At 34.4% G+C, this 17618-nt stretch carries 21 protein-coding genes; 18 read left to right on the top strand and 3 right to left on the bottom strand.

What is annotated here, in order from left to right:
• Positions 1 to 141 precede the first annotated feature (141 nt).
• From AC6EIW_RS04375 to rsmD, 4 genes are all read left to right on the top strand, one after another.
• Positions 142 to 1305 (top strand): GuaB3 family IMP dehydrogenase-related protein, encoded by a 1164-nt coding sequence (locus tag AC6EIW_RS04375; RefSeq protein WP_498521361.1) that lies wholly within the window; start codon positions 142 to 144, stop codon positions 1303 to 1305.
• 216 nt (positions 1306 to 1521) lie between these two features.
• Complete coding sequence (gene trxA / locus AC6EIW_RS04380; protein WP_498521362.1) at positions 1522 to 1845, top strand: thioredoxin; 324 nt, start codon at positions 1522 to 1524, stop codon at positions 1843 to 1845.
• Between the two features lie 59 nt (positions 1846 to 1904).
• Entirely contained in the window at positions 1905 to 2534 is a 630-nt protein-coding gene (gene hisH, locus AC6EIW_RS04385; protein WP_498521363.1) for an imidazole glycerol phosphate synthase subunit HisH, read from the top strand.
• 1 nt (position 2535) lies between these two features.
• A complete protein-coding gene (gene rsmD, locus AC6EIW_RS04390) occupies positions 2536 to 3171 on the top strand; it encodes a 16S rRNA (guanine(966)-N(2))-methyltransferase RsmD (protein WP_498521364.1) in 636 nt (211 codons plus the stop codon).
• Here the strand turns inward: rsmD and petG are convergent.
• Positions 3119 to 3238, bottom strand: a complete 120-nt coding sequence (petG, locus tag AC6EIW_RS04395; RefSeq protein ID WP_011294783.1) for a cytochrome b6-f complex subunit V — start codon at positions 3236 to 3238, stop codon at positions 3119 to 3121. The two genes, rsmD and petG, sit on opposite strands and share 53 nt — an antisense overlap.
• A gap of 56 nt (positions 3239 to 3294) precedes the next feature.
• On the opposite strand from petG, the gene AC6EIW_RS04400 reads away from it, so the two are divergent.
• The 11 genes from AC6EIW_RS04400 (at position 3295) to AC6EIW_RS04450 (ending at position 12638) form a co-directional block, all read left to right on the top strand.
• The gene (locus AC6EIW_RS04400; protein ID WP_498521365.1) at positions 3295 to 3684 is read left to right on the top strand and encodes a c-type cytochrome; all 390 of its coding nucleotides are present in this window, start codon (positions 3295 to 3297) and stop codon (positions 3682 to 3684) included.
• Positions 3684 to 4421, top strand: coding sequence for an RNA methyltransferase (locus AC6EIW_RS04405; protein ID WP_498521613.1), 738 nt, complete (start codon positions 3684 to 3686; stop codon positions 4419 to 4421). The genes AC6EIW_RS04400 and AC6EIW_RS04405 overlap by 1 nt, the downstream gene beginning before the upstream one ends.
• A gap of 57 nt (positions 4422 to 4478) precedes the next feature.
• Complete coding sequence (locus tag AC6EIW_RS04410) at positions 4479 to 5552, top strand: serine hydrolase (RefSeq protein WP_498521366.1); 1074 nt, start codon at positions 4479 to 4481, stop codon at positions 5550 to 5552.
• A 110-nt stretch (positions 5553 to 5662) separates the two neighbouring features.
• Positions 5663 to 6751, top strand: a complete 1089-nt coding sequence (gene bchI / locus AC6EIW_RS04415) for a magnesium chelatase ATPase subunit I (RefSeq protein ID WP_498463158.1) — start codon at positions 5663 to 5665, stop codon at positions 6749 to 6751.
• Positions 6752 to 7216 (top strand): crossover junction endodeoxyribonuclease RuvC, encoded by a 465-nt coding sequence (ruvC, locus tag AC6EIW_RS04420; RefSeq protein ID WP_498521367.1) that lies wholly within the window; start codon positions 6752 to 6754, stop codon positions 7214 to 7216.
• 28 nt (positions 7217 to 7244) lie between these two features.
• On the top strand, positions 7245 to 7841 hold the full coding sequence (locus tag AC6EIW_RS04425; RefSeq protein WP_498521368.1) for a 5-formyltetrahydrofolate cyclo-ligase: 597 nt from the start codon (positions 7245 to 7247) through the stop codon (positions 7839 to 7841).
• 41 nt (positions 7842 to 7882) lie between these two features.
• Entirely contained in the window at positions 7883 to 8335 is a 453-nt protein-coding gene (locus AC6EIW_RS04430) for a SufE family protein (protein ID WP_498521369.1), read from the top strand.
• Between the two features lie 34 nt (positions 8336 to 8369).
• On the top strand, positions 8370 to 9686 hold the full coding sequence (locus AC6EIW_RS04435; RefSeq protein ID WP_498521370.1) for a homoserine dehydrogenase: 1317 nt from the start codon (positions 8370 to 8372) through the stop codon (positions 9684 to 9686).
• Positions 9687 to 9778: 92 nt separating this feature from the next.
• Entirely contained in the window at positions 9779 to 9997 is a 219-nt protein-coding gene (locus AC6EIW_RS04440; RefSeq protein WP_498521371.1) for a DUF8657 domain-containing function, read from the top strand.
• A 38-nt stretch (positions 9998 to 10035) separates the two neighbouring features.
• Positions 10036 to 11613: an ABC transporter substrate-binding protein gene (locus AC6EIW_RS04445; RefSeq protein WP_498521372.1), complete on the top strand. Its 1578-nt coding sequence runs from the start codon at positions 10036 to 10038 to the stop codon at positions 11611 to 11613.
• 62 nt (positions 11614 to 11675) lie between these two features.
• Entirely contained in the window at positions 11676 to 12638 is a 963-nt protein-coding gene (locus AC6EIW_RS04450) for an ABC transporter permease (RefSeq protein ID WP_498521373.1), read from the top strand.
• Here the strand turns inward: AC6EIW_RS04450 and AC6EIW_RS04455 are convergent.
• Positions 12632 to 14227, bottom strand: coding sequence for an alpha/beta hydrolase (locus AC6EIW_RS04455; RefSeq protein WP_498521374.1), 1596 nt, complete (start codon positions 14225 to 14227; stop codon positions 12632 to 12634). The genes AC6EIW_RS04450 and AC6EIW_RS04455 overlap by 7 nt on opposite strands.
• On the opposite strand from AC6EIW_RS04455, the gene AC6EIW_RS04460 reads away from it, so the two are divergent.
• Complete coding sequence (locus tag AC6EIW_RS04460; RefSeq protein WP_498521375.1) at positions 14212 to 15450, top strand: MFS transporter; 1239 nt, start codon at positions 14212 to 14214, stop codon at positions 15448 to 15450. The two genes, AC6EIW_RS04455 and AC6EIW_RS04460, sit on opposite strands and share 16 nt — an antisense overlap.
• 24 nt (positions 15451 to 15474) lie before the next feature.
• Here the strand turns inward: AC6EIW_RS04460 and AC6EIW_RS04465 are convergent, their stop codons facing one another.
• Entirely contained in the window at positions 15475 to 15825 is a 351-nt protein-coding gene (locus tag AC6EIW_RS04465; protein ID WP_498521376.1) for a DUF2834 domain-containing protein, read from the bottom strand.
• A 129-nt stretch (positions 15826 to 15954) separates the two neighbouring features.
• Between AC6EIW_RS04465 and AC6EIW_RS04470 the strand changes: the two genes are divergently transcribed.
• The gene (locus AC6EIW_RS04470; protein ID WP_498521377.1) at positions 15955 to 16800 is read left to right on the top strand and encodes a PfkB family carbohydrate kinase; all 846 of its coding nucleotides are present in this window, start codon (positions 15955 to 15957) and stop codon (positions 16798 to 16800) included.
• A gap of 396 nt (positions 16801 to 17196) precedes the next feature.
• Entirely contained in the window at positions 17197 to 17466 is a 270-nt protein-coding gene (locus tag AC6EIW_RS04475; protein ID WP_498521378.1) for a hypothetical protein, read from the top strand.
• Positions 17467 to 17618 lie beyond the last annotated feature (152 nt).

The raw sequence follows: 17618 nt of genomic DNA on the forward strand, positions 1-17618 counted from the left end.
CATGATATAAATTGGCCCAAAGCATTCCTAAATCATCTTCCAATAATTAAAGAAACACCAAAATCTTGATTATCTATTCCCAACATTTGCTCAATTTGGCACTTGAGTTGGTAGTTTGACGAGAACTTACAAAATTTAGGTGTGAATATTCAACTAGGACGCACCAAAACCGTTCGAAGAGCCTACGGAATTGATGAAATTGCATTAGTTCCTGGAGGAAGAACAGTTGACCCTGAAATCACAAAAACCAATTGGGAAATCGGTGGCATTAAAAGAAATATTCCCATAATCGCTAGTGCAATGGATGGCGTTGTGGATGTAAAGATGGCATTGGCCCTCTCGAGCTTAGGAGCCCTTGGTGTTTTAAATCTAGAAGGAATTCAAACTAGATATGACGATCCTGAAGAAGTCCTAACCAAAATCCAATCAATTGGGAAGGAAGGATTTGTTCCTTTAATGCAAGAAATTTATAAGCAACCGATAAAAGAAGAATTAATTTCAAAAAGAATTCAAGAAATTAAAAAAGGTGGGGGAATTGCTGCAGTAAGTGGAACCCCATTAGCCGCGATTAAGTATAGAGAGTTAATCAAAGAATCAGAAGCTGACCTGTTCTTTTTACAGGCAACTGTTGTTTCAACAGAACACCTGGGGAAAGAAGGTAGTCAAAACCTCGACCTTTATGATCTTTGTCAAAATATTGGATTGCCAGTTGCCATTGGAAATTGCGTTACATACGAAGTCTCGTTAAAGCTAATGAGAGCAGGAGCAGCCGCGGTAATGGTTGGTATCGGCCCTGGAGCAGCATGTACCTCAAGAGGGGTATTGGGTGTTGGTATTCCACAAGCAACAGCTATTTCTGATTGCGCTGCCGCAAGAGATGATTATCAAAAAGAAAGCGGAAAATATGTTCCAATCATTGCTGACGGTGGAATTATCACTGGTGGGGATATTTGCAAGTGCTTAGCTTGTGGTGCCGACTCAGTTATGATTGGTTCCCCAATTGCAAGATCTCAGGAAGCTCCTGGGAAAGGCTTTCATTGGGGCATGGCAACTCCAAGCCCTGTCCTACCAAGAGGAACGAGAATCAAAGTAGGTACAACTGGAAGTTTAAAAAGTATCCTATGTGGTCCTGCAGTTCTTGATGATGGAACGCACAATTTATTGGGAGCAATTAAAACCTCTATGGGAACTTTAGGTGCTACCAATATCAAAGAAATGCAAAAAGTTGAGGTAGTTGTGGCACCATCTTTGTTAACAGAAGGAAAGGTTTACCAAAAAGCACAACAACTTGGAATGGGAAAATAAAGTTACCGAAAGATTTCATAATTAAATACAATCGCTAAAATTAAGTAGTGAGAGCCTCAGCTTTCACACTCCTCACACACAAAAATGCCCGACACGTTCGGGTTTTTATTATTAAATGCACGTAAATCAATATTCAAACTTCGTTTAAAAATGGCAGCAAAGCTTTTTTTAGGCAAAATACAATTGTTATGATCAAGTTCTTAAGATTTCCAAGGTATGTCCACAGCTTCTCCAGTAACTGATTCATCATTCGAACAAGAAGTCCTCCAGAGTGATGTGCCTGTTTTGGTTGATTTTTGGGCACCCTGGTGTGGGCCATGCAGAATGGTTGCACCAATTGTTGAGGAGATCTCAAAAGATTTCGAAGGAAAAATAAAAGTTTTCAAATTAAACACTGATGAGAACCCCAATGTTGCTAGTCAATATGGGATCAGAAGCATTCCAACTTTAATGATCTTTAAAGGAGGGCAAAAAGTAGATACTGTTGTTGGTGCAGTTCCTAAAGCAACCCTCTCTGGGACAATATCCAAGCATCTTTAAATGGCAAATTGTAGATTTCGCTTTTCGAGCTACTTTTTAATGATTTCAGGTTAGATCTATTGGCAAAAATTGGATTAATAGATTATGGAATGGGTAATCTTTTTTCCGTACGTCAAGCTTTTAAAAGGGTTAATCAACCTTTGGATGTTATTTGCGATGTAAAAAAACTCAATTCTTGTGATGCCTTAATTCTTCCTGGAGTAGGTGCTTTTGATCCTGCTATGAGTAATTTAAAAAAAACTGATTTAATTCCTTCAATAACTAACTGGATAAATAACGGAAAACCTCTTATTGGAATTTGTTTAGGGTTACAACTTCTTTTCGAGACAAGTGATGAGGGTAACTCAAAAGGTTTAGGAGTTATAAAAGGACATATTCGTAAATTACCTCAAGAAAAAAATGAGAGGATTCCTCACATTGGTTGGTCTCCAATATATAAAACAAATGAATGTCCTATTTTAGAAAATTATTCTGATTCTAACTGGATGTATTTCGTCCATTCTTACTCGGCATGTCCTTTAGAACAAAAAAACACCGTTGCCACTACAAAATACGGTAAGACTGATTTTTCATCCATAGTCTGGCATAAAAATACTGGTGCCTGTCAATTTCATCCCGAAAAATCTGGAATCGCAGGACAAAAACTTATTTTCAATTGGATTAATTGGTTGAAAAAAACAACATTTTAACTTGAAAGGAAAACTTAAACTTATTTCGGGGAAAAGAATAGAAAGTCCTTTAAACAAAAAAACAAGGCCTACTTCTTCCAAAGTAAGAGAGGCAATAATTAATATTCTTGGGAAAGACCTGGAAGGAGCAAGTTGGTTAGATCTTTGTAGCGGAAGCGGCGCAATGGCATGCGAGGCACTTCAAAAAGGTGTAAAAAGGATTCTTGCAATTGAGAAGCAGAGGGAAACAGCAAAAACATGCAAGAAAAACCTTATCGAAATATCTAATAGTATGGACAATTCAACACATGTTGAAGTCATATGCAATGAACTGATCTCCTTTCTAAAAAAAGGACCAAAAAACAAAAAAATTAAATTTACAAAAGACTCTCAAAGTTCTGAGAAAAAATTTGATTTTGTTTTTCTTGATCCTCCATATGAATCTGGTTTATATGAATTTTCTCAAGAACTTTTATTGTCTAAGCAATGGATTAAAGAATCATCTACTTTGATATGCGAATGCTCGTCAAAATCAATGCCAAGAATACATAATGGTTGGAAACTTAATAAAGAGAAATTTTATGGAAACACCTCTCTTCTTTTTCTTATTCCCAATCAGGCATTGAACTACTTCGACGATACTGATTCCATGCACTGACAAAAAGACCTAATAAAGTTATTGGAACAAGCCCAAGAACAATCCCACAAAGGAGTGGCTCAATCATTGGCTAAGATTTCTAATGATTACTAATAACAATTCTTTCATGTCAAAGAGGTTTTAGTGAATACTCCGTCATCAAAAGCATTAATTAATAAGGATCAAAAGATTAGTCCTTGGAGAATATTCTTGTTATCCTCTGCAACTTTTGTCTTCATTATCTTTCTTTGGAGCATGGGAAGCTTTAAACAAGACCCTTTCATAACTGATACTTTGTCTATTCAAGGGGAAGCTTTATCTGGCAGCAAATTATTCAAAATCAATTGTGTCGGTTGCCATGGGATTTCTGCTCAAGGTTTTGTAGGCCCCGACCTCCATGAAGCTACCCAAGAAATGAATGATAAAAAGATTATCAATCAAGTTATTCGAGGATTGACTCCGCCAATGCCAAGTTTTGAAATTGACCCTCAATCAATGGCGGATCTCTTGGCCTACATGCACTCTCTTAATTAATAGTGGTTAATAAAAAGAATCTGATTGTAGTGCTGGTTGAGCCATCAGGACCAATCAATATTGGTAGCGTCGCAAGACTATGTAAAAACTTTAGTGTTCATGAATTAAGGCTAGTTTCTCCTAAATGTGATTATTTAAATCAAGAAGCAAAAAGGATGGCCGTCAGAGGAGTGAACATTTTAAAAAAAGCAATTGTATATGAGGATCTAAATTCAGCCCTCTCAGACTGCTCTAGGATTATCGCTACTTGTGGGAGAACAGAACATGGAGATATCCCGCTTAATTCAAATAAAGATGCACTCTGCTGGGCTCTCAAATCAAAACGAGAAGAAACAATAGCTTTGGTTTTCGGAAGAGAAGATCGAGGTTTGTCTAACGAAGAACTTCTTAAAGCAAATAAAGTAATCAGTCTTAATACAAGTGTAGATTATCCATCATTGAATCTTTCTCATGCAGTAGCAATCATTCTTCATGAATTAAGTCAATTTAATGAGATTGGTATATCAAAACACCATAAAACAATAAGTTATCCAGCTAATTTAATTAAATTAGAAGATTGTATTGATGATGCAGGTAGCCTTTTACTTGATATTGGTTTTTTAATGAAACATACTTACAAAGCCAAAATGGCGAAAATTAAAAAATTGCTTGTAAGAGGTGAGATAAAAGATGATGAAGTTGCTCTAATTAGAGGAATAATTAGTCAAGCAAGATGGAAGATTAAAAATAAAGAATGATTAATTAAAATAACAAGCTACAATAAACAGGAAAGATTTATATACATTTACTTCAAAGTGAAAAGTTATCTCAAATTAATAATAAACATATTCTTAACGAGTATAGGAATATCAGTTTTACTTGGGACCTTACTAAGCATTTTTGGTCCTATTAATCAAAGTCATAAAATAAACAAAAAAATCAATATAGGAACAAAATCATCAAGGTCTTTGGGAAAAGAATTGCTAACCAGAAGATCCAACTTGTCATTATTTTACAATAATAAATTAGAAGGATTTAAAAGGGAAAAAGAATTAATCAATAAATGGGAAACCCTTATAGTTAAAAATCCAGATTTAAATGTAAGTGCTTTTTTCTTATCATTAGACAATAATATCTATGCTGGGATAGAATCTGAAACCAGTTTGTCTGCAGCTAGTAGCATTAAAGTTCCTATATTAATTATTTTACTTAGGATGCTAGAGAAAGAAGAAATATTTTGGAATGAAAAATTGACACTGACCGAAGATACAATTGGTGGTGGTTCAGGATGGATGGCATATCAAAAAATTGGAGAGGGATTCCCTGTTTTTGAAGTAGCTTCGGAAATGATCAGAGTTAGTGATAATACAGCAACTAATTTACTAGTAAAACGAATAGGAGGAATAAACATAGTTAATGAAAAATTCAAAGAAATTGGGTTAAAAAATACACAGCTAAATAACTATCTTCCTGACCTAGATGGAACAAATCTTACATCTACAAAGGATCTATCATTAGCAATGGCTCTTGTAGACAATGGTTATCTACTTAATGTTAGTTCTAGAGATATTTTTAGAGAAATAATGCAAAAATCAAAAACAAATACACTAATACCATCTGGAATTTTAAGAGGTCTGGGGAAAGAGTCTCAAGAAACTGACTATCATCTTTCATTGAAAGGTTATTTAGTTCACAACAAAACCGGTGATATTGGAATCGCTTATTCAGATACCGCTCTAATTCAAACTCCTTATAACTCCAGAGCATTCGCAAGTTTTATAGTTAAAGGCCCCTTTAACGATCCAAGGTCTGCAGAGTTGATAAGAAATCTATCCGCAGAATTAGTACCATTTTTAGTGCCAGATCAAAAATCAAGTAATCAAAATTAAATTTTTTACCGGCTTAAATAAACTTTTGCTATTTATTATCGTTTTTTTTTGAACTTAATCAATCTAAAGTGGCCTGCTTATGAAACAATCTTGTTAATAGTACTAAGAAAGTGAGTTCAACTAGAAAACGCAGAGTTTTTCCTTTCACCTCAGTGATTGGACAGGAGGAAATGAAGCTAGCGCTTCTTTTAAATGTTATTGACCCGAGGATTGGCGGAGTGATGATAATGGGTGATAGAGGCACTGGAAAATCAACTACAATAAGAGCCCTTGCGGATCTTTTACCTGCTATTGAAGTCGTTGAAGGAGATCCCTATAACAGTTCTCTTGATGATCCAGACCTTCAAAGCAATGATGTCAGAGAGAAAATAGACGGTGGGGGTGACATTCAAAAAGGGGAGAAACAAGTACCGATGATTGATCTTCCATTAGGTGCTACTGAAGATAGGCTTTGTGGAACTATTGATATTGAAAAGGCTCTTAGTGAGGGAGTTAGAGCCTTTGAGCCAGGACTTCTAGCGAAAGCTAATAGAGGGTTGTTGTATGTTGACGAGGTCAACTTATTAGACGATCACCTTGTTGACGTACTTCTTGACTCTGCTGCCTCAGGCTGGAATACAGTTGAGCGAGAAGGTATATCGGTTCGACATCCGGCAAGGTTTGTACTTATTGGTTCAGGCAACCCTGAGGAAGGAGAATTAAGGCCGCAATTACTTGATAGATTTGGAATGAGCGTAGAGGTAAGAACTGTAAGGGAAGCACAACTTCGCGTTCAAGTTGTTGACCAACGCACAGCCTTTGACAATAATCCTGATGCTTTTAGCGATTCGGTTCAGGCAAAACAAGACATTCTTCAGAAAAAAGTGGTTGATGCTCAAAACTTACTTAACGAGGTTTCTATCGATGAAGATCTCAGACTAAGGATTTCTGCAGTTTGTGGTGAACTTGATGTTGATGGTCTTAGAGGAGATATTGTTACCAATAGAGCAGCTAGAGCTCTTGCAGCCTTTGAAGGAAGAAAAGAGGTAACCGAAGAAGATATTGCTCGTGTTGTCTCAACGGCTTTAAGGCACAGACTTCGAAAAGACCCTCTAGAAACAGTCGATTCAGGAGATAGAGTTATAAAAGCTTTTTGTAAAGTATTTGAGAGAAATGAAAGTGATGATGTTTCTGAATTTGAATTAGCTACAAAAAATTAAGTGCGAATAATTGGAATAGATCCAGGACTAGCAAGGGTAGGTTATGGAATTATTGATGAAATAGAAGGAAAGAAAATAATGATTGATTGCGGGATCATAGAAACAAAATCAACACAAAAAGAAGAAAATAGACTCTTAGAAATTTCAAATGATTTAAGCTCAATAATAAGAAAGTGGAATCCAAGTTGTGCAGCAGTAGAAAAATTTTTTTTCTATCGCTCAAGCACGACAATTAGCGTTGTCCAGGCTCGCGGAGTCATAATGATGACTTTAGGAAAACACAATCTTCCAATTCAAGAATTCCCCCCAATGCAAATCAAACTTGCAGTTACTGGCTATGGTCATTCAGATAAAGATGAGGTTTTGAGCTCTGTGATGGATGAGCTTAGTATCACTTCACCGCCAAAGCCTGATGATGCGGCAGATGCACTAGCAATTGCTCTTACTGGAATCTATCTTAAATAATTCGAATCAAATTTAACTACAATAGTTCATGAAAAATAAGCATGAAGATATTAAATTAATTAAAGAGGTTAAAAGAAAAGAATATAATTCAATACGCAAATCGAACTCATCCTTACTACATGATAGAATAAAAAACAATGTAGAATTAGCATTAAAAATACTTTTACCTAAATATCATGTTAAAGGGAAATATATAGGTATTTATTGGCCATTAAAAGGAGAAGTTGATATACGATTTATCAAAGACAATAGCGATGAAAAATTTGCTTTACCATCAAGTTGTAAAAGTAAAACGATTAGTTATCATCATTGGTCAAATAATCAATTAGTACTGGATTCAAACAAAATTCCAGCACCAAAACAAGAAAATGCTATTAACCCTATTGATATTTCTATTCTGCTTGTTCCTGCAATAGCCATAGATCAAGATGGCTACAGATTAGGTTATGGAGGAGGGTACTTTGATCGTCTTCGACAAAAAGATTTGTGGTTTTCAATACCATCATTTGTAGTGATCAGTAATAATTGCATATCTAAAAAACCTCTCCCTAGAGATAAATGGGACCTGCCATTTAATGGTTGGATTAGCGAAAAAGGTCTACATCAAATTGAAGCAACTAAATAATTAGTTAGGGTTTAAGATAAATCAATTCTTGATCTACAGAGGTGACTGAAATCAAAGAAAAATCTTATGGAAGTGATTCATTGGATAATCTCATAGAGCGTCTACAATCAACCTCAGATCCCAAAAGGCGCTATGAATATATCTTATGGCTAGCTAAAAGCTTGCCATTACTAAATGAGGATCTTCGAATAGAGACTACTAAAGTAAAAGGATGCATTTCAGAAGTATATGTTCTTGGAATTCTTATGAATGGAAAAATTCAATGGAAAGGCTATTCAGATGCACTCATAACAAAAGGATTGCTAGCTTTTCTAATAAAAGCTTTGAATGAACTTACCCCTTTTGAAGTACTCTCGATAGATGAAAAATTCATTGAGATGACAGGATTAAGCAAAAGCTTGACTCCATCAAGAGCAAATGGTTTTCTCAACATATTCCTGAAAATGAGATCTCAAGCTAAAAACCTCTCATTACCAAGCTCAAATAACGAATAAATAGTATTTGAACAAAATTATCGCCTTATAAAACATGAAAAAAATTGGTATCGGTTTACTTGGCCTAGGCACTGTTGGTCAGGGTGTCGCAAATATCATTAACAACCCAAATGATAGACATCCATTGGTTGGTGAACTTGAACTTGTTGGTATTGCAATAAGAGATCTCCAAAAGAAAAGACAAATCAACATACCAGATTCAATCCTTACGACAAATCCAATAGAAATAGTAAACAATCCCCAAATTCAAATAGTTGTTGAAGTTATGGGTGGTATCGAGCCTGCAAAATCACTAATCATCCAAGCCATAAGAGCAGGCAAGTCTGTTGTCACAGCAAATAAAGCAGTAATTGCAAGGCATGGTGAAGAAATTTCAAATGAAGCGAAAGCCGCTGGGGTTTATGTCCTCATCGAAGCGGCTGTAGGAGGAGGGATCCCAATAATCGAGCCTCTAAAGCAATCTTTAGGGGGGAATAAAATAACAAAAGTAAGCGGAATAATAAATGGAACAACTAATTACATACTTTCCAGAATGGATAAAGAAGGAGTTAATTATGCTGATGTTTTAAAAGACGCCCAAGAGCTTGGATATGCAGAGAGTGACCCTGCAGCTGATGTAGAGGGATCAGATGCAGCCGACAAAATTGCAATCCTTAGTGGACTTGCATTTGGGGGAGCAATTAACAGATCTAACATTCCAACAACTGGAATAAACCGCTTAGAAGCGGTAGATGTAAATTACGCCAGAAAATTAGGATATGGAATTAAACTTTTGGCTATTTCTGAAAAGGATAACTCAACAACCCAGATCAACGGGAGTCAACCCCTATCAATATGGGTTGAGCCCACATTGGTACCAGAAGATAATCCTTTAGCAGGGGTAAATGGAGTGAATAATGCAATTCTTGTTGAAGGAAATCCTATAGGGCAAGTAATGTTTTTCGGACCAGGTGCAGGATCAGGTCCAACCGCCTCAGCTGTAGTTGCAGACATCCTAAATATTGCAGGTATTCAGTCTATGAGTGATAACAATATATTTAGTTTAGACCCACTTCTATCTGCCAAGAGTTGGAGAACTTGTCACGTAGCAGAAAAGAAACAAATCACGAAAAAGAACTACATACGGCTAATTGCCAAAGATAGTCCCGGAGTTATTGGAGAAATAGGTACTATTTTTGGACAAAAGAGAATATCTATTGAGTCAATTGTCCAGTTTGATGTAACCGAGAAAGAAGCAGAGATAGTAGTTATTACTCACAAGATTAAACAAGGTCAACTTGAAGAAGCTCTTTTGGATATAAAAAATTTATCACAAGTTAAAAGAATTGCTGCAACAATGGGTTGCCTTTAGCTAACGAAAACTAGTCAAATCAAAATTAAGTTGCTAATTATATAATTAGAACAAAAGAAATTTTCGTTTAAGTTTCTTTTCGAAACTAAACCATGACCTCATCCAAAAACGTAATTGAAAAAACCAAAAAAGAAGTAGAAAAGAATATTAATCAAGGAGATTGTGTTTACCTTAAGAATCAAGAAAAACTTTTTCAAGTATTAGGAATAGATAATTCTTATGAAAAATGCTGGGTTCGTGAATGGCCGCTTAATTCTAATGGATCTCCTGTCTTTGAAATATCAATCAAACAAGTATCTCCAAATCATTAAGAAGTGATCTTAAAAATCTTTTTAGAAAATTACACTAAATGTTCAAAAAAAATTATATTAATAATATTTTATACCTATCAAGCATTCTCTTAATCCTTCTACAGTTTTCATGCGTTCAAAGTAATAGAAGAGAAAATATTATTGTAGCAAGTGCAGGTAAAATAGAATCTCTTGATCCTGCTCAGGCAAATACTCTTAGAACAATACAAATATTAAGTGCTCTAGGTGATACTTTGTACAAAATAAATAAGGAGGGGAATCTTTACCCAAGCTTGGCTAATGATTTACCAAAAGTGAGCAAGGATGGAATGCGAATAGATGTACCGCTCAGAGAAAATGTTACTTTTCACGATGGAACTATTTTCAATGCAAAAGCGATGAAGTTTAGTCTTGAACGCTTCATGAAGATAGGTACTTTAAATTATCTATTAAATGACAAAGTAGAGGCTATTCAAGTCAAAGATGAATTTCTCCTAAGAATAAAGTTAAAGAAGCCCTCGAGTTCTTTAAAAAGTCTATTATCGTCAATAAATTTAACACCTATATCTCCTAGTTCATACTCGAAATACAAAAATAAGTTTAACAATAAAACTTTTATAGGGACTGGTCCTTACTTATTAGAAGATTTCAGCTCAAATCAACAAATAATCAAACCATACAAAAACTATTGGGGCCAAAAGCCCTTAAACAAAGGCATTGACTTTGTTAATTATACTAATTCTAGTACTCTTTTTGGAGCTATTAAAGCGAAAGAAGTTGACGTACTTATGTCAAATTCAATAGATGATATGCAGCGTTTAGCATTAAATAATATGGTCAAGAATGAAAAGCTTAACTCAGGTCAAGGTGAACCGCTTGAGATTGGGTTTATAACTTTGAGAAGCAACAAATTTCCTTTAAAAAATAAAGCAATTAGGGAGGCAATTTCTTATACGCTTGATAGAGAACTAATTAGTCAGCAAGTAAGTTTTGGGCTTAGAAAACCACACAGATCAATAGTGCCTCCTCAATTACATAAAAAAGAACTTTCTCCATGGCCTAAATATGATCCTAATTTTGCAAGATTCTTACTAAAGAAAGAAGGTTATTGTGAAAAGGATATTCTTACTATTCCACTAACATTTAGATCGAATGTACCTGCTGATAAATTACTTGCCCTTACATGGAAAGATCAAATCAAAAGAGATTTATCTGATTGTATCAAAATAACTTTAAATGGAATTGAATCAACCACCGTTTACAAGCAACTTTCTGAAGGAGCTTTTGAAGCAGTGATACTAGATTGGACTGGAGCATATCCAGACCCAGAAGCATATTTAAATCCTTTATTAAGTTGTAATGAAATAGAAAATAATATTTGCCTTAAGGGCGAAGCTGTTTTCAGTGGTAGCTTCTGGGGTAATAATGAAGTGAAAGAGTTATTGCAAAAAAGTGAAGAATTAGAGGGTAAATTAAGATTAAAGAATTTAATAAAAGTGGAACAACTTGCAGCAAAAGGAAGTGCCTACCTCCCTGTTTGGCTAGTTAATCCTAAAGCTTGGTCTTTAAAAGATATAAGTCAACCAGAATTCTCGAGGGATGGATTAATTATTCTAAAAAACTTAAAAAGAGATTAGTTTTGACACCTAAAAAGGAACTCTTCAAATATATCCTCTCGAGATTAGCTCTATTGCCAATTATGCTTTGGATCATTTCCAGCTTAGTTTTTATATTACTTAGAATCGCACCAGGCGACCCCGTAGATGCAATTCTAGGTACTCGTGCTAATGAATTTGCACGAGAAAGTCTTCGAATCAAACTTGGATTAGATAAACCTTTAATTAATCAATACCTTGAATATATAAATCACTTACTGCATGGAAATTTAGGAATTTCTTTAAACACACAAGAACCTGTAAAAGTAATTATTTCTAGAGCTCTTCCAGCAAGTATAGAATTAGCTATCTTTGCATTATTAATAGCATCATTAGTTGGATATTTAATTGGTTTTTTAGGTGCAGTTAAACCAGAAGGGAAAATAGATTTTTTTGGAAGGCTCTTTGGTATTGGAACCTACGCTCTACCCCCTTTTTGGGCAGCGATGCTAATTCAAATAATTTTTGCCGTATTGCTTGGTTGGCTACCCATTGGTGGAAGATTACCCCCTGGGCTGAGTTCGCCTCCTCCCATTACTGGTTTTTTACTTTTAGATAGTCTTTTAAATAAAAACATTGAAGTATTTTTTAGTTCTTTTAAACATTTATTATTACCATCTCTCACTCTAGGGATATTATTAAGCGGAATATTTAGTCGTTCATTAAGATTGAACTTGGAGGAGATTTTAAAAAAAGATTATATCGAGGCTGCAAGAAGTCGTGGAATTAGTGATATGAGAGTGCTTTTTAAACATGCTTTACCAAATACACTACTTCCAATATTGACAATTACTGGATTAACAGTTTCTTCTTTAATTGGTGGTGCCCTTTTAATTGAAATCACATTTTCATGGCCTGGTATTGCTCTTGGACTCCAAGAGGCAATTAACCAGAGAGACTATGCAGTTGTACAAGGAATAGTTGTTGTAATATCAAGTCTTGTTGTATTTATTAGTATTGTAATAGATATTGTTATTGCATTTATTGACCCAAGAGTAAGCTATTGAATATCGATAAGCTTTTCAATTGTATCTCTGTCCAGAATATGAAATGTTAACTCATCTTTAGTTAAATTTGTATTAGAAGGAATTGATTCTTTCTCTTCTAATTTTTCTAGGAAGTTTATTATCTCAAAAGATAATAAACTCTGTACAGAAAGTGGGTGATAACCAACAATTGATTCTCCTAGATTAAATAAATCCTTACCTTCGGACTGATACATCTGCCCCTCCACTCTAATAGGTGAGAAATGACTAGCCCCTTCTATTAAAAGGACTCTGCTAAATGGGCTAGAACTCACAGAAAGCAATAATCCAAGTTGTTCACTAATAGATGGTGTGACCAAATCAAAAGTTCCTCCAGTAAGAAAAAGAGGAACATTTATCTGTTTAGCTAAATTCTTTTGCCACAAGAAACTCCCAAAACTATTCATGCCAATGATTGATGAAAGATTTTCCATACTTTTTCTTTCTGGCAAACTGATATCAACTAGCTGACATTGCAATAGTGAAGATAAATTAGTAAGAGAAAGATTATCAAGAACTTTCTGACATCTATTCTCAAGATGATCATCTATTTCAACTCCTGAAGCTAAAATAGCAGTGAGAGCACCTAAAGAATGACCCATCAAGACAACGTTCTCAATTAAAATATCGATCTTGCCTAATTCTTTTGCCTTAAGAACACTATCTAAATCATTCAATCGATCAGGGATAACTTCAGCGCCAGGGAGGGGAAGTCTTCCTTTGACCAATGCTTCTAATGCTAACGAGTCACTTCCTGGATGATCAAGAACTACAACAGGCCAACCATTATGACTAAGACTTCTTGCCAGCCAATTAAAATGATTACGATCACCTCCCAATCCTGGCATTAATAAAATCCAGTTTTTTCTTGTTTCCTCTCTAAAGGATGGGTTCCAAACCTCTAAATTTAAAGGCTCATCTCGATGAGGCACAATTAAGGAAACCAATTTATATTCAGTTTCTTTAATCTCGAAAGGTAATACATTGCGTTCCTCCCTTTTATAAGATATTTCATTAATTGCTCCCAAATCTGAAATGAGTTTTTGTTGTTTATTTAATTCACTTCTCCAATTTTTAGCAACTTCAATCCACCCATCTAAATCTATATGAATTGCTTTAACAGAAAGTGAATTTAGAAGATCAAAAGTTGTCACCTCATCCTTTTTCGCTAGAAGATTTTCCAAAGTATCTAGAACACTCTCACCAGAGCTATCTTCATCCATAAGTATTAGATCACTTACTTCATCAAGTAATTTGCGGCCAGACCAACTTCGTAAAATTTGTCTTGCCATACTTTTATCTCTTACCAAGGGTGTATTTAAAAACTTTGCTAACCCTTTCCTTTCTTTAAAGCCAAGTAAATTGAGCCAGCTTGCCAATTCTGAATTTGTTTCCTCTAAACCATTACTCCAATCAATCAATTCTTTAATAGAAATTGGAATAGACATTCCCTCAAAATGGATTTCAAATCTCTCCGCTGCATGAAGTTTTGGATAAATACAATAAGGAGCTAGTAAGCTTCCAACTGTTCCAAGAACAACTAATTTTTTAATGAATGAATTTGTTCTCAACTTCTAGTGTTAGCAATTATTGGGAAAGATTCCCAGTATCCCTAAGATTAATCATAAAGGCTCGATTTTGGACAGCGATAGGAGCAGGCGGGGTATTGTATTTAAGTCCAATAATTTTTAATACTTTAGGCTTTACAGCTGGACAAATCGGGAGTGGGATCACTATTGCTGCATTTGCGGGAATAACGACAAGATTAGGGACAGGGTATTTACTTGACAAAAAATTAAGCTATGCAAAAGCAATTGAAGCTGCATGCTTGGTAGCAATATTTTCTGACTTTATTCTTTTTTATTCGCAGAACTATACAGCTTATCTTTGTGGTCAGTTTTTTTTAGGGGCAGCGGCTGGAATTTATTGGCCTTCAGCAGAATTAGGAGTCCCTTTGAATTGCAATAATGACATCAAGTCAAGCGAAGGGTATTCACTTGCAAGAAGTGCTGATGCAATTGGTGTAACTGTTGGGGTTTTTTTAGGCACCCTTGGAACATACTTTGAATTGGCAAGAATGATATATTTTATAGACATTGCTTGCATGTTATATATATTTAACATGCTAATTAATAGGTTAGACTCACAAAATAAACATAATCAATGCCAATCCAAAGATGATTTAAAAGCCAAATACAAAGGGAAAGATAAAATATCAAATAAAAAATGGTTAAGAAGATTAGTTCCTTTATTATTAATAACTTTATTTGTAACAGGAGTAATGAGTTTATTGCAAAGTATTCTACCACTAGATTTAGCAAATGGAGGGATCATAAGACCACCATTAACGGAGGAAAGAGTCGCCACATTAGTAACAATTAAACTTGTTTTAGTTGCTATTTTTCAATGGCCAGTTGGTTATATTTTAAGAGATAAAAGATCATCTTTTAAATTTAGAATATGCTTAACATCACTTCTTATTGGTTCTATTTTCTTATCGCTATCGAATTTCTTACTTCATGGATATTTATTAATACTTATAGCTTTCGTTCCTCTTACAATTTCCCTATGTATATTCCTACCATCTGCTTCAGATGCAATAATAAAAACTTCTCCAATTAAATATCAAGGTTCAGCTATAGCTTTATATTCTCAGTGTTTTGGCTTTAGTTCTCTAACCGTACCATGGATGGCTGGCAAATTAATCGATAACTACGGAACAGCATTTCAATTGTGGTTAATTATTAGTCTTATTTGTATATTTTTACTACCTATTTCTAAGAATATTAAATAAAAATATCTAGACCTTTAAATTAATTTAATTCCTATTCATTTCTTCTATTCTTAATTCCCTTAGATATAAAAAAAGAGGGGCAGAAAAGGCAAATGCGATTGTAAATGTAGTTAATATTACAATCCATAAGTTTTTCATCTCAAGTCTCTTCGATTCGGAGATTATCCAAATAAAGACAGCCGTTGATCCAATTAACAGATCTCTAGACAAGGACTGAGAGGCTGGATTATTATTAGCCAACTCTATAAATAATTGAATATCAAAAGAAGGGCCAAAACTTTTTGCGAATTCAATATTTGCAAGTGTAGGTAAAACAGCTCCCAATATAGCTAATAACAAATAAACCCATTTCAACCATTTAATCTGACTAATCATAAGGTTTTTTCTTTGATACAAAATAACATATCAGAAACATTAGAAACCTTTTCTATTTTATAAAAAAAATATAATAGTTTTATCTATGAACTAAAATAAATATATTAGAGACAACTTTTATAGTTAAGAATGGAAATTAAGAATGCGCCCAAAGAAATATTTAACCTGCCTAAACTTAAATTAGCGGTGATTGGCCATGTTGAATGGGTAACGTTCTTAAAAGTCGATCAGCTTCCATTAGCAGGAGAAATTTCACATGCGAACGAATGCTTTGAGGAAGCAGCAGGAGGTGCGGCAGTTGCAGCTGTTCAGATGGCAAGATTAATAAATGAGCCTGTTGATTTAATCACATCACTAGGGAAAGACAGTTATGGTGAAAAATGCTATGAAAGACTTACCAAACTCGGTTTAAATTTAAAAGTAGCTTGGCGAAAAAAACCAACTAGAAAAGGTATTAGCCTTATCACCAATGATGGAGAGAGAGCTATTACAGTTATCGGAGAGAGACTACAACCAATCGCTTCTGACAATCTCCCATGGAGTGAAATGAAATATTACGATGGTATTTTTGTAACCGCTACTGACAAGGAGGGACTAAGGCTGGCCAGAGAAGCCAAATTTCTCTCTGCGACTCCGCGAGCAGGTGAAAACGCCTTAAGGAAATCAAAAGTAAGAATTAACGCATTAATTGGCAGTGCTCTTGATCCTGGCGAAAAAATAAATCATCAAGAACTTTTACCTCAACCAGATTTATACATAGCAACAAAAGGGAAATCAGGTGGAACCATTTTCCCTAACAATCAACACTACAAATCAATTACACCTAGCTCAAAAGAGATAGATACCTACGGATGTGGAGATTGCTTTGCAGGAGGAGTTACTACTGCACTTTCTGCAAAACTAAATTTAAAACAGGCGATTAATATAGGAGCCTATTGTGGAGCCGAATGCTCAACGCATTACGGACCTTACTAGAATGAAAAATCAAGGCACCAAAAACACAAATCCAAAAAAAAATAATTCGATTACTCATAATTTTATAATCCTAATATTTTCAGTTATATCTCTTTTTTTTGAATCAATAATAATAATTATCAGTTTATCTAAAAAAGGAATTTTAAAAAAAGAAATACTTTCAAAAAAAACAAATCTTGGCTTCGATTTAATTATCAAGAGAAAATAAAGAGGGCAAGTCAAGACAAATCAACCTATGGTTTTCAATCAACTGGCTTTATTCCAAGAAATTGCTTTAATAGGATTAGATTATATTTGCACATAGTGAAATTAATTCTGATATTTTCAATAATATTCTTTATATATATATTATTTATTTCAAATAAGAGAAAAAAGTTTTCTAACCGAAAGAATTTAATGGAAAGATTCAAGAAAAGATTCAAGAATATAAATATTCGTCGAAAAAGGATATCGGAGGAATTTACAAATTCTCTTTTACTTGACCCTTCTAAGAATATCCCCATAGGGACATGGTATTCAGAGGAAGAGCTAAGAGAAAAAGCAAATATTCATAAATCAAGACTAAGTAAATTTGGAAAATCAAAAATTAATGGTGAAATGCTATTTGTTGGTCCTAAAGGAGGTATTTACAAAATAAGTGCTGATGGAAAGAAAAAATATGTGTAAAGCTTAAAAGACAAAGAATAATTATTATAAAAAAATCTAATTATTGCTAAAATATCCATAATTTATAAGTACATTCAAATTGAATTTATACTTAACAGTATCATTTGGGGAGTTAGAACTATCTAACCTAACTTTTTGGAGCCTTGTTGGTA

The organism is Prochlorococcus sp. MIT2308, assembly GCF_059772345.1.